General features: G+C 45.3%; 12 protein-coding genes. 9 read left to right on the top strand and 3 right to left on the bottom strand.

The window, feature by feature from the left end:
* From B3A20_RS02595 to B3A20_RS02575, 5 genes are all read left to right on the top strand, one after another.
* On the top strand, positions 1-819 hold an 819-nt coding region (locus B3A20_RS02595; RefSeq protein ID WP_290761506.1), incomplete at its 5' end, for a glycosyltransferase.
* Between the two features lie 30 nt (positions 820-849).
* Positions 850-1,974 carry a glycosyltransferase family 4 protein gene (locus tag B3A20_RS02590; RefSeq protein WP_290761504.1) on the top strand — a complete coding sequence of 375 codons (1,125 nt, stop codon included), beginning with the start codon at positions 850-852 and terminating at the stop codon, positions 1,972-1,974.
* 51 nt (positions 1,975-2,025) lie between these two features.
* A complete protein-coding gene (locus B3A20_RS02585) occupies positions 2,026-2,448 on the top strand; it encodes an adenylyltransferase/cytidyltransferase family protein (RefSeq protein ID WP_290761502.1) in 423 nt (140 codons plus the stop codon).
* Between the two features lie 70 nt (positions 2,449-2,518).
* On the top strand, positions 2,519-3,652 hold the full coding sequence (locus B3A20_RS02580) for a CDP-glycerol glycerophosphotransferase family protein (protein ID WP_290761500.1): 1,134 nt from the start codon (positions 2,519-2,521) through the stop codon (positions 3,650-3,652).
* Between the two features lie 31 nt (positions 3,653-3,683).
* Positions 3,684-4,748: a glycoside hydrolase family 43 protein gene (locus tag B3A20_RS02575; protein WP_290761498.1), complete on the top strand. Its 1,065-nt coding sequence runs from the start codon at positions 3,684-3,686 to the stop codon at positions 4,746-4,748.
* 30 nt (positions 4,749-4,778) lie between these two features.
* On the opposite strand, the gene B3A20_RS02570 is transcribed toward B3A20_RS02575, so the two are convergent.
* Positions 4,779-5,348, bottom strand: a complete 570-nt coding sequence (locus B3A20_RS02570) for a hypothetical protein (protein WP_290761496.1) — start codon at positions 5,346-5,348, stop codon at positions 4,779-4,781.
* A gap of 5 nt (positions 5,349-5,353) precedes the next feature.
* Positions 5,354-7,450, bottom strand: a complete 2,097-nt coding sequence (locus B3A20_RS02565; protein ID WP_290761494.1) for a polysaccharide biosynthesis tyrosine autokinase — start codon at positions 7,448-7,450, stop codon at positions 5,354-5,356.
* 72 nt (positions 7,451-7,522) lie between these two features.
* On the opposite strand from B3A20_RS02565, the gene sppA reads away from it, so the two are divergent.
* The 4 genes from sppA to rpsI all read left to right on the top strand — a co-directional run bounded on the left by sppA (position 7,523) and on the right by rpsI (position 12,440).
* Positions 7,523-9,817 (top strand): signal peptide peptidase SppA, encoded by a 2,295-nt coding sequence (gene sppA, locus B3A20_RS02560; protein WP_290761492.1) that lies wholly within the window; start codon positions 7,523-7,525, stop codon positions 9,815-9,817.
* A gap of 199 nt (positions 9,818-10,016) precedes the next feature.
* On the top strand, positions 10,017-11,075 hold the full coding sequence (locus B3A20_RS02555) for a hemolysin family protein (protein ID WP_290761490.1): 1,059 nt from the start codon (positions 10,017-10,019) through the stop codon (positions 11,073-11,075).
* Between the two features lie 513 nt (positions 11,076-11,588).
* The gene (gene rplM / locus B3A20_RS02550) at positions 11,589-12,017 is read left to right on the top strand and encodes a 50S ribosomal protein L13 (protein WP_014545714.1); all 429 of its coding nucleotides are present in this window, start codon (positions 11,589-11,591) and stop codon (positions 12,015-12,017) included.
* A gap of 18 nt (positions 12,018-12,035) precedes the next feature.
* Complete coding sequence (gene rpsI / locus B3A20_RS02545) at positions 12,036-12,440, top strand: 30S ribosomal protein S9 (RefSeq protein ID WP_173560729.1); 405 nt, start codon at positions 12,036-12,038, stop codon at positions 12,438-12,440.
* A gap of 311 nt (positions 12,441-12,751) precedes the next feature.
* Here rpsI and B3A20_RS02540 read toward each other — a convergent pair whose 3' ends face one another.
* A complete protein-coding gene (locus B3A20_RS02540) occupies positions 12,752-13,507 on the bottom strand; it encodes a flavodoxin family protein (RefSeq protein ID WP_290761481.1) in 756 nt (251 codons plus the stop codon).
* Positions 13,508-13,580: the final 73 nt, after the last annotated feature.

Genomic DNA, 13,580 nt, shown 5'->3' with positions numbered 1-13,580 from the left:
CCTGATATTGTTTTTTCTTCGGTTTTACAGCTGAGCAATAAAATATTGCCTTATCGCATGCTGTTCCCTAAAACGAAGTTTATTATCCGGTGTGAAAATTACCTGTATACTTATTCTAGGATTCAAAAACTAGAGGTATTCTTGTTGTACCGTCTTGCTAATAAGATTATTACGCAGACACGGGAAATGAAGGACGAGCTTGTAAACGAGTCTAAGATTCCTCAAAGTAAAGTTGTCGTTCTTGAAAATCCGATAGATAAGAATTTGATTGCCGAAAAAATTCAGAATGTTTCCAATCCGTATTCATCTTCGAAAAAGCATATTGTGGCGTCGGGCCGTTTTTGTTTCCAGAAAGGCTTTGATTTCTTGATCCAATCTTTTTCGTTGTTGAAGAAAAAGAGAGACGATATAGACCTTTATATTCTCGGAGCAAACGATGGGGAGTATAAAGACGAATTTGACCGAGTCATGCAAATCGCGTCTGATTGTGGTGTGATAGATGATGTCCATTGCTTGGGGTACAAGTCAAATCCTTATCCCTATATAAAGTATGCTGATTGTTTTGCGCTCTCTAGCCGTTGGGAAGGTTTGCCGAACGTCCTTATTGAATCGTTGCATTTAGGGACTCCTGTAGCCGCATTTAAGTGTGTTCCTATTGTGGAACGGATTGTTGAACATGGGGTAAATGGGTTTGTTGCGTTGCCCGAGGATGTTGATTCTCTTGCGGAGGCGATGGATAAGGCGCTTTTGCTTGGGCGCGTTTCTTCCAATTATTCTGGAGCATCCATTGAAGAATTTAAAAAGGTATTCGCTGAATAAAAACAAGTTGTATCTGAAGGCTGTGAATGTATGAAGTTTTTCTTTTTTATTAAAGATGTTTCGTTGACTGGTGGAACCGAGCGAGTTACCGTAAATCTTGCGTCTTTGTTCGCGTCTAAAGGTCATGAGGTGACGATTGTTTCTTATTACCATGGAAAAGAGCAATTGACCTATCGCCCGACTGAAAATGTGAAGGTTAAATTCTTGGATGAAGCTGGTTGCTATGATTCTGGACATCCATTTGCACGTCTAAAACGATTCTTTAGTGCGTTGACGTCCGTTAGAAAATTTGTAAAGGAACAATGCAAGGACGAAAATAACGTCATTATATCGCAGAACTTTTTTTCGAATGCGTTGATTTGGCTTTCCGGTGCTGCATCAAGAGCTATTGGTTGTGAGCATTTTAAATACGATGTATATCCTGCACCTGTCCGTTTCGTCAGAAACCTTATTTACAAGAAGTTTAGATATATTGTCGCATTGACGGATAAAGATGCAAATAGATTAAAAAAACATTTGGATGAAACCAAGGTCTGCTCAATACCCAATATGGTTACTACGAATACTGACATTACGTTGGATCCCCGTAGTACGAAAATAATTGCAGTTGGTCGGTTGGCTCCTCAGAAAGGTTTTGATATGCTTATTGCGGCGATGCAGAAAGTCATTGCCAAATATCCAAACTGGACGCTTGAAATTTTTGGGGAGGGTGAGGATGAATCTTGTTTGCAAAATCAAATTGCGGATTGCCAGCTACAGTCAAATGTTTTTTTAAAGGGGTATAGCAAGAACATTACTCAAGAATTTGAAAAAAGCTCTTTTTTTGTTTTGTCATCTCGTTATGAAGGCTTTCCTTTAGTTCTTGTTGAAGCTCTTGGTTTGGGAATGCCATGTGTTGCTTTTGATTGCCCTGAAGGGCCGTCTCAATTGCTTGAAAAAGGTGGCGGCCTATTGGTTCCTTTTGACCGTAACTGCAAAGTTGCTAATTCTGCAGGGTTTAAAAAGAATGTGGAAAAATTGAGTGAATCCATTGTTTTTATGATTGAACATCCGGATTACCGAGCGGAATGTGTGAACCACAAGGAAATTATAAAAAGGGAACTTAGTCCTGAAGTTGTATATCGAAAGTGGAATTTGTTATTTGAGTCTCTGTAAATAATATGTATATTGTTGTATGTTTGAAAAGTGACGCCAAAAAGGTAATTTATGAAGAAATATAAAGTCGGTTATACTGCTGGAGTTTTTGATTTATTTCATGTTGGTCATTTGAATTTGCTAGAACGTTGCAAGGCTATGTGTGATGTTCTTATTGTTGGCGTATGTGATGATAATTATGTTCGTAATATAAAACATAAGGAGCCTATCATATCAGAAACTGACCGGTGCCGAATTATAAAGGCATTGAAATGTGTTGATGATGCTGTAATTGTGGACTTTAAAATTACAGATGACAAAATGCTGGCATATGAAAAGTTCAAGTTTGATGTTTTGTTCTCGGGGGATGATTGGAAAGGGTCAGAACGCTATTTGAGAACAGAAGAGCAGTTTAAACCATTGGGCGTTTCTATAGAATATTTGCCGTATACGAAAGGCGTTTCTACATCTGAGCTGAAATCAAAAATTAGATGATTAACAAAGTGTTTGCGTTATTTATCTAAGGGTGGTGTAACGATTGATCTTTCTGAACAAAATTGTAGGGATGTTCCCTAAAAATATTATTCTGTTTGAATCGTTCCCTGAGTTAGATGGATCTCCATGGATGATTTACCAGGAGATGAACCGTCGAGGGGTCAATAAGAAGTACAGAATGGTTTGGGCGGTTGACAAAGATTTTAAAGTTCCTGCCGATATTGCTTGTATACCATTCTTTGGCGAACTTTCCTTGCTTCAGCGGCTGCACCGCTTTTGGTGTATGCTTCATGTAAAGCTTATTGTAGATAGCAATAGGCCGGTTTGTAAAAAATACCCCAATACATTTCGCTTGTTCACTCGGCATGGCGGACCATTGAAAAAATGTTCGGACTATATGCATTCTCTTGGAAAGATGGATTGCATGTTGACTTTGTCACCGGCTTTGCAGGATGTTGATTATATAGATTGCAAAGGTTATTGCGTAAAGCGAAAAGAAGATATTGTGCCTCTAGGTTTCCCGGCGAATGACCGTCTCTTTGAAAAAAAGGACTTGTTCGCGAATGGCTTTATTCCTGCGTTGTGTGCTAGTCGTCCCAAAGAACGATTCTCTAAAATTATTGGATGGTTGCCTACGTTCAGACAACACCGTGAGGGAAACAGAATTGATAGTGATGTTGTGTTTCCTTTTGGTATTCCTTTGATACGGACTGAGGACGATCTGCGGCAGTTAAATCTTTTTTTATCACAAAAAAATATATTGCTTGCAATACAGATGCATCATGCTCAGGCTGCAAATTTTTCAAAGTTAACTTTTTCAAATATTGTTTTAATATCCCAAGAACTCAAATATAAAATGGGAGTATCTACGGCTAACTTAATGCAGTCGTTTGACGCTTTGATTACGGACTATTCCGCCGCTTATCATGAATATGTCTTGCTAGATAGGCCTATTGCATTGACTGTGGATGATTTTGAGGAGTATTCGTCTACAACAGGATTTTTAATAGACTACTTTGAATGGATTAAGGGCGTGTATTTGAAAAAAATGCCCGATTTGTTTAAATTTATTGAAGATGTGTTTTGTAATGTTGACTCGGCTAAGGAGAGCCGCTGTCAGGCGATGCACCGCATTCATAAATATGTCGACAATCAGTCTACGAAAAGAGTTGTTGATTTTCTCGTAGAAAAAGTAAAACTTTAACCCTACTACAAAAGTGAGGAAGGCTATACTCATGAGTGTAAAAAATTATATGACGCCGCTAAAGATTCTGTTTGTTTCTTTTATGAGTCTTTTGATTGATGTTAAAGCTGATGATTATTATTCCAATCCCGTAATTGATTTAGATTATTCAACTGCAGATGTGTGCGTCTGGGAAAATTCGGGTACGTATTATTTATTTCATTCTGCCTATTTTAATCGTTTGCATATCCTAGAAAGTAATAATCTTGTGGAATGGAAAGATTCTGGCAAAGAGGTTTTTGATAAAGAGATTTTAAACCTTTTTCAGGGGTATTTGAATCAACATGAAATTAAAGACTGTGTTGGAGGCTGCAAATCTGTTTGGGCACCTCAAGTTGCGAAGATAAAGAATAAGTGGAATATCTATTTTTCGTTGTCCAATAAAGGTGGTATACATGTTTTACAGGCTGACAAACCAACAGGTCCTTTTAAATTTGTTGGAAACCCGTCTCCTCTAGTTGATCATAAGATGATGGGTTGGGAGTATGATGCCATCGATCCTTTTGTTATAGAGGATGAAGGAAAAGTGTGGTTGTTTTTTGGATCTAGTTTTGGAATATACCGTCATCAGCTAACCGATGACGGGCTGAGTTTGGCTCCAAATGATTCGTTTGCTCTTGTTGTTGGCCCGACAAATCCATCGGATTTGGTGGATGGTGAAAAACATGGCGGATATGAGGGTGTTTCATTCTATAAGCATGATGGTTATTGGTATTGTATTGTATCCAAGAGAAGGGATTACTCGTTGTATGTCGGGCGTAGCAAATCGCTAACAGGTGATTTTGTCGATGCCGATGGCCGACGTTTGAAAGATGGTTATGGTACAAGAATGAATTATCCGACGAAGAAGTATCCAGGACCTGGTCATAACAGTGAAATATTTAAAGATAGCACAGGGCATTATTATGTGTTCTATCAGGTATGGACTTTGGACAAAAAAGGGAATTATGATATGAGAAAGACCATCATGTCCGAAATTGTATGGGAAAATGGGTTCCCACATGTTTTAGATTACAAATTAAAAGAAACTGGAAATAGAAGACCGGTATTGCGGTAATTGCCGTTTATATTATTGCAGCTGGGAAAACTAAGCTTTTCCCCATTCTCTTGATCCATTGTTGGATATTTTGCGGGCGGGAACGCCCGCAATTGCTATGTTCTCTTCCTCAAAAGACTTGTTTACAAGGGCATTTGCTCCGATTGCAATACCGTTGGCGATATGACATCCTCCGATGATACAGGCGCCAAAGCCGATTACGACATCATCGCCGATAGTCGGTGCTTCGTTTGTGATCCCTTGCGCCGCAATTCCTGTATTTATGTGGATAGAGCAATTCTGGCCGACTCGTGCTTTTGCATTGGTTAAAATCGGACCAATGTGCATTATCCGGAGCCCTTTATCGAATACATTCAGGCAAATTTCAAAATTGTACTTGTGTCGAAGTATGTTCAGTTTTCGTTGACTTAATAGGAACCGGATTTTGTGATTACAGTTTTTGTAATATTCTGTAATTCTCAGTCTTTTTTGGAATTGCCAAATGTGGGCTTGTTCCATGTGCATGAACAAGTGAATCCAATATTGAAAAACGCTTTTGAAACCATAACGAGACCTTTCGTAGGAAAGGTATTCGTTTAGCTCTTTTTTGTTTTTTATCATATGGATCAGTATTTCCCGTATTTGTATCCGTATCCGTCATTATGGCCATGCTCGTACTTGTTGATGACGAAGCTTGCATGGGCCGTGCTGTTCCCCTTTAGGAGCTGGTTCATTCCGTCCTGGATGGCATCGATGCTGTGTTTGTTGTATTCGATGACCATGACGATTTGAGCAGCAACGCGGCATGCTAGGGCCGCATCGGTAACGAGCATGATTGGCGGGGTGTCGACAATGATCAAATCATAAATCTTTTCTAGTTCGCTAATCATTGAGGTATAGTGCTTAGAACCGAGTAGTTCGGATGGGTTGGGGGGCACTGTACCGCATTGCATGACATACAGGTTTTCAACTTCCGTGGATTGGATCACATCGTCGACGGTGGCTTTACCCAGAAGGATCTGTGAAAGACCGTTGCCGCGCTTGATTCCAAATTCCTTATGCAGGCGTCCCTTGCGGAGGTCTGCATCGATGAGCAAAACCTTTTTTCCAAGCCCGGCATAGAGTGCCGCCAAGTTTACTGAAATAAAGCTCTTGCCAACACCAGGGATGAGGCCGCTGATGCCGATAATTGAGCTGCGGCCTTCTTCCATGCTGAATTCAAGCGAACTGCGCAATGCGCGGATGGATTCCACGGCAACGTCATCTGGTTCAACTACAGCGAGGGGTCTTGTCCCCTTAGTCCCGTTAGGATTACCTTTTGGCACTTTAGCGTAGACGCTGAATCCTGTTTCTCGTTCAATAAAGCTTGCGTCGCGCACCCCGTTGCTGAACTTGGTTTTAAGCATCGTGATACCGATGCCCAAGAGAAATCCAAAGAAAAGTGCTATCGCTAAAATCATTTTTTTCTTCGGCAGTGCTGGTTTTGTTACTTCTTCTGCAAAGTCGATAATGCGCACGGAGCCGACTTCACCGGCGGAAACGAGTTTTAGCTGTTGAATGTTGTTAAGCATGTTTGTGTACAGGTGCTTGCTCATGTCCACTTCGTTTGTAAGCTTCAGGACTTCTTGCTGGGTGTTTGGAAGTCTCTTGGTGGCGGCATAGTTGTTGGCGAGTTCTCGCTTCAAGTTGTTTTCCTGGTCTTCCAATGTCTTGATGGTCGGGTGTTCCGGTTGGAACAAGCGAATGGCGCTTTGCTTTCTTTGTTGTAGGTCAAGCAGGCTTTGCTGTAGCTTATTGCGCTTTTCTAGGATAAGTTGTGTTTCGGCACCGATATCGACAGAGCCGACCTTGTTGCGGTAGGTGTTGAACTTCAGGAGAGAACTATCCAGTTTTGCTTTGACATCGGGCAACTGCTTTTCCAAGAATTCCAATGTCTTTTGGGCTTCAGCATTGCGCTGTTCGACGTTCTGCCTTAAATAGGATGTGGCGATTTCGTTTAGGACTTTTGTCGCGCGGTCGGGATAAATATCTTGGTAGCTAAATTCCAAGATGCCAGTCTTTTTTCCTTTTTCCTTGATGGAGAAAGCTTGCTTGAATAGGTCGATTGCGTCAAGGCGTTCCATCTTGGTAATTTTAAAGCTTTGCCCTGCAGATGCATCCATACGATAAATATGGATGCTTGCTGTATCATTTGCGTAAGGGAAACGGTATGTTTCGCCAACGGTCCCGGATAAAACTTTAATGTTGTGGTGGTCGTATAGGTCGTACGTAGTACTATCTGTAGCTTTTACGGTCCAAGGTCCTTTCTTTTCGTCTTTGGGGAGGAGTTTCCAAGGAACTTCAAATCGGCTGAGTTCCATGCGGCCTTCGCGGTGTAGCAGGCGGTCGAGCTTGTTGATTGGCGTTGCCACATATTGCAAGTTCATCTTTTCGACGGCTTCGCCAATGATCTGACGGCTCTTGATAAGTTCGATTTCTGTTTCGGCGGGGCTTGTCGTGGCAAACAGGCTGCTGAGTCCGCCTGTCATGCCCATGCTTTTGTTGTTTTTTGATTCAATTTGGAGCAAAGCGTCTACTTTATAGACGGGGCGAATCCACATGGCGACGAAAACGCCTACAATTCCGGCGACAATGATGCACGGAATCATGATTTTCCAGTTCCTCGCCAGCTCTTTTAACAAATCAAAAAGGTCCGTTTCTTCTTTTTTAGAAGATGATGCCATAAAACCACCACTATGTTAAAATTGTTTCCTGCACTCGTGAAGCAAAATAGCAATTTTTCTATTATATCATTGATGAGAAAATTTTTTATATCGTTATTTGCTATGGCCATGCCGGCGCTTGCCTACCTTCCCGGCGAATCGCGCTTTGTGTCGCTCGAAGGGGCGCATGGTGTTTTCGGGAACCCGGCGGGGCTCTCGGCTTTGGATTCCAAGGGGGCGTTTACCTCGTACCAGTTTGACGACGGCATTACGGAATTCCGCGTGGGCGGTAACTTGGACCGTATAGGCGCGGGTTTCGAGTACCGTTTTAATGGCGAGGGCATGGACGAATCGCGTTGGAACTTGACGCATGGTTTTCCGCTTTTTGACCGTAGCGCGTTCTTGGGTGGACGTATTACGGCGTTCCGCAGTGCGGATTTCAAGGGAACGGAATGGACGTATTCGCCCGGTGTTTTGATTCGTCCGTTCAGCATGCTTTCGCTTGGCTACTCTTGTGATAACTTGCTGTACCTTGGGCCAACTTCGATGGAGCGCGTTCACAATGCGGGCGCAACAATTCGCATGGGAAATGTCCTAAGTGCAAGCTACGATGTCGAAAACTGGAAGGAACACCGATTGCTTCTGGAGCTTTCGCTTTATGGTTACCGCTTTGGTTTCAAGATGCCGCTTTATGGTGATGATGACGAATACACGCTTACGCTCTCGGCATCGTTTGGTGGCTATGTCGATGCATCGCTGAAGGTTTTCGATGACTTTTTGCCGAAGGGCGGTAGTATCGGTTTCCATGCGGCGCGTAACCCGCGGGCATCCCGTTCGGCGCAGATTGTGCGTGTCCCGCTCAATATGGATGTGACCGAAGTCGAGAAGAAAATGTTGTTCTTTGGGTCTTCTTCAATTGGTCTCATGAAGGTGCGCAATTTGTTTGAACATCTGTTGCGTGACCCTTCGGCGGGGCTTGTGGTGCTTGATTTTTCGGGCTATAGCGGCAACTTGGCGATATCCGAAGAAATCAACCGTTACGTAAAAAAACTCAAGGCGCGAGGCGGCCTTGTGGTTGCCTACATGGATGACGTGCGTCCGGCAGTGCTTATGGCGGCTGCAAATGTGGACCGCATTGTCGTGGAGCCTTCGGCATATTTTACATGGTTAGGACTTGGTGGCGGAATTACGTTTTACAAGGGGCTTTTGGATAAATTAGGTATCAAGGTCGAGTTTTTACGCCATGGTGCGTACAAGTCGGCAGTGGAACCGTACACGGCTGATTCCATGTCGGTGAATGCCCGCGAAAACATTGAGACACTTTATAAGGATATTTGGGAACTTATTCGCATGCGCGTTGCTGCCCGCATGAAAATAAAATCGTACAATGTAAATGTCGAAGCTCTTGACGAACTCGCGCAAAAGCCCGTGATTACAGCGCTTGGTGCCAAGAAGGTGGGCCTCGCTGATACATTGCTTTACATTGATCAGGTTCCTGCGTATGCGCTAAAGACATTCTTCGATATCGATGCTCCTTATGCGGGCTTTAGGACTTGGGCCCCGTCGAATACCAAAATTTTTGACGAACGTTGGAATCACCGCACAAAAGTGGCTTTGTTGAACATCAACGGCACGATTGATTCCCGCATGGAAGAGGCTGTGCTTGATAATTTGCGCAGGTTGCCAGGCATGGGTGTGAAGGCTTTGCTTGTGCGGATTTCTTCGCCGGGCGGTAGCGCAATTGCGTCCGATAAAATCTGGGGTGCGCTTAAGAACTTGAAACGTTTTGATATTCCCATTGTTGCAAGTATCGGAAGTTCTGGAACGTCGGGTGCTTATTACATTGCGTGTGGTGCAGACAAGATTATTGCAGAACCTTTTGCCATTGTTGGAAGTATTGGAATTTATGGCGGTAAGATTGATGCCTCGGGCTTGATGCAAAAAGTCGGGTTGCGCAATGAACCGGTGAAGACAAATGATTATTCGGATGCTCGCTCGTTTGCTCGCCCGTGGACGGATACTGAAAAAGCGGCGCTCCAGGAATACATGGACGACTTCTACAATCGCTTTACGGGAGTTGTTTCGCAGGCAACTGGAATTGACCAAGCTGTGGTCGATTCCGTGTATGGTGGCGGTCGTGTGATGGTCGGCTGGAAGGCGAAAGAGGCCGGACTTGTGCATAGCTTGGGTGGGTTTGACGACGCTCTTGATGAAGTCCGCAAGCTTGCCGATATCCCGAAATCTACGGAAATTGAATTGATGCAACTGAATACGGAAGATTCTTTTGTGGTGCCGTTTATGAATACGAAATCGTTTGGCGAATTTATTCGTGACATGGAACGCACCCAGTTCTGGGCGATAGAGCCGACTTTAGTCAATGGTTATTAGTCAATGGTCATTAGCTATGTTGTTCTCGCGTATTTTGTCATCCTGAGCGAAGCCGTTAGGCGAGGTCGAAGGATCTAGTAATTTTTTAGAGGAATATAACTGGATCCTTCCACTTTCGGTGTCAGGATGACGTTGTAAAGAAATTGCTATTAATTAACTATTGACTAATGACTAAATACTAATGACTATAGACTAAATTATGTTTGAAATTGCTTTAACTGTTTTTTGTTGTCTAGCCGCTTCGGCGTTCTGCTCTGTGACCGAAGCCTCGTTCTATAGCGTCCCGCCTTCAACGGTGGAAGTCCTGGAGCGCCAAAAGAAATTTACTGCACGTTACCTGAAGCACGTGAAGGATAATATCGACCGTTACATAGCCTCGGTGCTTGTTGTGAACACGGTTGCGAATACTGTGGGCGCGTCCTTGGCGACGGCCTTGGCGGTAAAGCGCTTGTCGCCTTCGGCGGCGATGCTCTTGCCGGTGATACTCACGATTCTCATTTTGCTTTTTGGCGAAATCACTCCCAAGACGCTCGGCGTCAAACAGGCGAAAGTCTGTGCGCCGCTCGTGGCTGTGCCGTTTTACTACATCACGAAAATCCTCAGCTGGACGGGGATCATCTGGCTTTGCCTCTCGCTTACCAAGCACTGGACGCACGAAGACAAAGAAAAGAAGGACGTGAGCATCGAGGACATCAACAGCCTTGTGAGTCTCGGGCTTCGCGAAGATGTGATTGACCGCCAGCAGGCTCTTGTCATCAAGAATATTCTTTCGCTCAAGTCGCTCCCGGTGCGCCGTGTGATGACTCCGCGGCAGGTTGTGTTTACGCTCCCCGCCGACAGTACGATAGGCGAGACTCTTGACGAGCGCGGAAACTGGCCGTTTTCGCGTGTGCCGCTTTACGATGGTAAAAAGGACAACTGGATTGGGATTGTGCTTCGCCGCGATGCGTACAATCTTTTAGCCGAAGGCAAACGCGATGTGAAACTGCGCCAGCTCATGCGCCCGATGCAGCTCGTGCCCGACAGCCTCATGACGGACAAACTTTTACTCCGATTTCTCAAGCAGCGCGGCCACATGGTGGGTGTTGTGGATGAATTCGGTGCCATTGCCGGCATCGCGAGCCTCGAAGACGTTCTCGAAGAAATCCTCGGCCGTGAAATCGTCGATGAATTTGACGTTGCTGTAAACCTCCAGGAAACCGCCCGCCGCAAGTCCAAGGCACTCGCTTCCATGCGCAAAGAAAAAAGTAGACAGTAGGATGAGGCTTTGTGATGCCCAATTGTCACCCCGGACTTATTTTCTTTGATCACTTAGTGCTTTGACGCTTTGCGTCAGCATCTTCGGCTCAATCATGACAGTCTGCAAGCAGCCTGTCGCGACACTCGCCTTGAATGCAACTAGCACTTATGTGAGCATGATCCGCGTATGGGGACGGGGTCACCATTAATACATTCGTTCTAAGGTAGGGGCGTGTTATCCTGGGCGGAGTCGATAGGATCCATGCAGAAAATAATGGACTCTATCAGCACTTCGTGCTTCCAGAGTGACAATAGCGTCTTCTGTTAATCAATAACTATTAACTAGTAACTTGAATTTGCTATCATAATTCTACTAATTATATCAATTGATAGAATATTTAAACCGCTAAAATACTACTTTTTTCAAAAATTACACCTTTTTACCCTTGAACCCTTGCAGAAAATCATCTAAATTTACTCTGCTTTTCTCGGGGCGCCTGTGCCCCGGAATTTCACTCACTAGAGGATTTACATGAAGACCATTACGGTAAACCCGAAGACTGTCTCCCGCAAGTGGAAGCTTGTGGATGCAGCTGACAAGCCGATGGGACGCGTTGCAAGCGAAGTTGCTCGTCTCCTCATGGGCAAGCACAAGGCCATCTATTCCCCGAACGTCGACACTGGCGACTTCGTGGTTGTCATCAACGCTGAAAAGGTTGCCGTTTCTGGCAACAAGGCTCTCCAGAAGCAGTACTTCCACCACACTGGCCACATCGCCGGTGAACGTTGGATCAACTTTGCCGACCTCTTGGCAAAGAACCCGACTGCTCCGCTCGAAGCTGCCATTTGGGGCATGCTCCCGCACAGCGCTCTTGGCCACAAGATGATCAAGAAGCTCAAGATTTTTGCAGGTGCCGAACATCCGTTCGCTGCCCAGAAACCCGAAGTCGTAGAACTTTAATTTAGAACGGAGAAAACTATGGCTACAGCAAAGAATAAGAAGATCTACCGCGGCACCGGCCGTCGCAAGAACGCCATCGCCGCTGTGATTCTGAAGCCGGGTTCCGGCAAGCGCACTATCAATGGTCGTGATTTCAAGGATTACTTCCACTCTGAAGTGCAGGACATGATTGCAAATCTTCCGTTCGCCATCCTTGGCAACGCTGAAGAATGGGACGTCGAAGTTACCGCTCGTGGCGGTGGCATCGCTGGCCAGATGGGCGCTGTCCGTCTCGGCATCTCCCGCGCACTCGTTGCTAACGATGCAGAAGTGAAGCCGGCCCTCAAGAAGGAAGGCCTCATGACTCGTGACGCACGTGCCGTTGAACGTAAGAAGTTCGGCCGCAAGAAGGCTCGTAAGCACTTCCAGTTCAGCAAGCGCTAATCTGCGACATTGCTTTTACGGAAAACCCTGGCATCTGCCAGGGTCTTTCTGTTATTTGTATAAAAAATGCCCGGCAAAGCCGAGCATCAGGGGCATTAACCACGGCCTACTGTCTACTTGTACTTTCACTATGTTCAAGTACCAATAGTGCGCAAGGTTATGACGCAGCAGAATACTTGTATTCAGATATGGCATAACCGCAGTCACGAACGCCTTAGCGTTCAATGCTAGACTCGGTCATGCCAAAGCAAGCTTTGTCGCGACGCTCGTCTTACGCATTTGTCCTACTGTCAATTGCCCCGCCGAAGGTGCTAAAAATTATCGTCTCTATCAAACATGTGCGTTACGAACTCCACGACAAGCGTCTCGTAGGCGTCGTCGCTGAAAATCGGTTTTTGCATCACGTCGATAGCTTCTTGCGAAAGCTTGCCTGTCGTTGCAAGCTCTGCGCCGCCCTTACGGTACTTTTCGCGGAGCATGTTCAAACGGCGCGGACCACCTCGGTGGTCGAGCGCGCGCATTTGCGGACACGCGATAAGCGTGTAGCCCTCGTGCCCGAGGATGATGTCGAACTGCTTGCGGACCGGCTCGTAGACCACGTCCAGGTCCATCCAGGCGCAACTCGAAAGCAGAATGATCTTTTGCCCTTCCTTCTGGAACTGGAGACCGTGTAACGGCGTGCCCATTGCGTTTGCTCCGTCCTTGAGCTTTTGCCCCATGTAAGGGTGCACCATGCCCACAATGCGGTCCATCAGGACCTTCATCTGCCCCGGAACGCCAAACAGGAACAATGGAAAGCTCCAGATGACAATGTCAGAATTGATGAGCTTTTCGCGGATCATCGGCACGTCGTCGTCCTTCATAAAGCACGAACCATCCTCACGACCCCAGCAGCTGAGACAGCCGCGGCACGGCTTGATGTGCATTCTGTCGATGAAAATGTACTCGGTCTCGTAGTCGCCGTTCTGCTCCAACCCTTCGACAAATGCCTTCGTCGGGATAAGAGTGCCACTGCGTTCATTCTTCGGGCTTGCGACCATTACGAGGATTTTCTTTTTTTCTGCCATGCGCGCAAATTTAGAAAAATTGGGGAGTGGTTTGTGAATAATACTTAAAAGTGTTGATGCCGAAAAGCGTACT

The organism is Fibrobacter sp. UBA4297 (assembly GCF_002394865.1).
Lineage (GTDB): Bacteria > Fibrobacterota > Fibrobacteria > Fibrobacterales > Fibrobacteraceae > Fibrobacter.
Note: the sequence above shows the minus strand (reverse complement) of the source record. Positions and strands in the feature narration are given on the sequence as shown.

Bases quoted from the DNA above. Each gene is read 5' to 3' on its own strand.
- B3A20_RS02590 (WP_290761504.1), top strand. From the start codon at position 850: ATGAAGTTTTTCTTTTTTATTAAAGATGTTTCGTTGACTGGTGGAACC.
- B3A20_RS02585 (WP_290761502.1), top strand. From the start codon at position 2,026: ATGAAGAAATATAAAGTCGGTTATACTGCTGGAGTTTTTGATTTATTT.
- B3A20_RS02580 (WP_290761500.1), top strand. From the start codon at position 2,519: ATGTTCCCTAAAAATATTATTCTGTTTGAATCGTTCCCTGAGTTAGAT.
- B3A20_RS02575 (WP_290761498.1), top strand. From the start codon at position 3,684: ATGAGTGTAAAAAATTATATGACGCCGCTAAAGATTCTGTTTGTTTCT.
- B3A20_RS02570 (WP_290761496.1), bottom strand. From the start codon at position 5,348: ATGATAAAAAACAAAAAAGAGCTAAACGAATACCTTTCCTACGAAAGG.
- B3A20_RS02565 (WP_290761494.1), bottom strand. From the start codon at position 7,450: ATGGCATCATCTTCTAAAAAAGAAGAAACGGACCTTTTTGATTTGTTA.
- sppA (WP_290761492.1), top strand. From the start codon at position 7,523: ATGAGAAAATTTTTTATATCGTTATTTGCTATGGCCATGCCGGCGCTT.
- B3A20_RS02555 (WP_290761490.1), top strand. From the start codon at position 10,017: ATGTTTGAAATTGCTTTAACTGTTTTTTGTTGTCTAGCCGCTTCGGCG.
- rplM (WP_014545714.1), top strand. From the start codon at position 11,589: ATGAAGACCATTACGGTAAACCCGAAGACTGTCTCCCGCAAGTGGAAG.
- rpsI (WP_173560729.1), top strand. From the start codon at position 12,036: ATGGCTACAGCAAAGAATAAGAAGATCTACCGCGGCACCGGCCGTCGC.
- B3A20_RS02540 (WP_290761481.1), bottom strand. From the start codon at position 13,507: ATGGCAGAAAAAAAGAAAATCCTCGTAATGGTCGCAAGCCCGAAGAAT.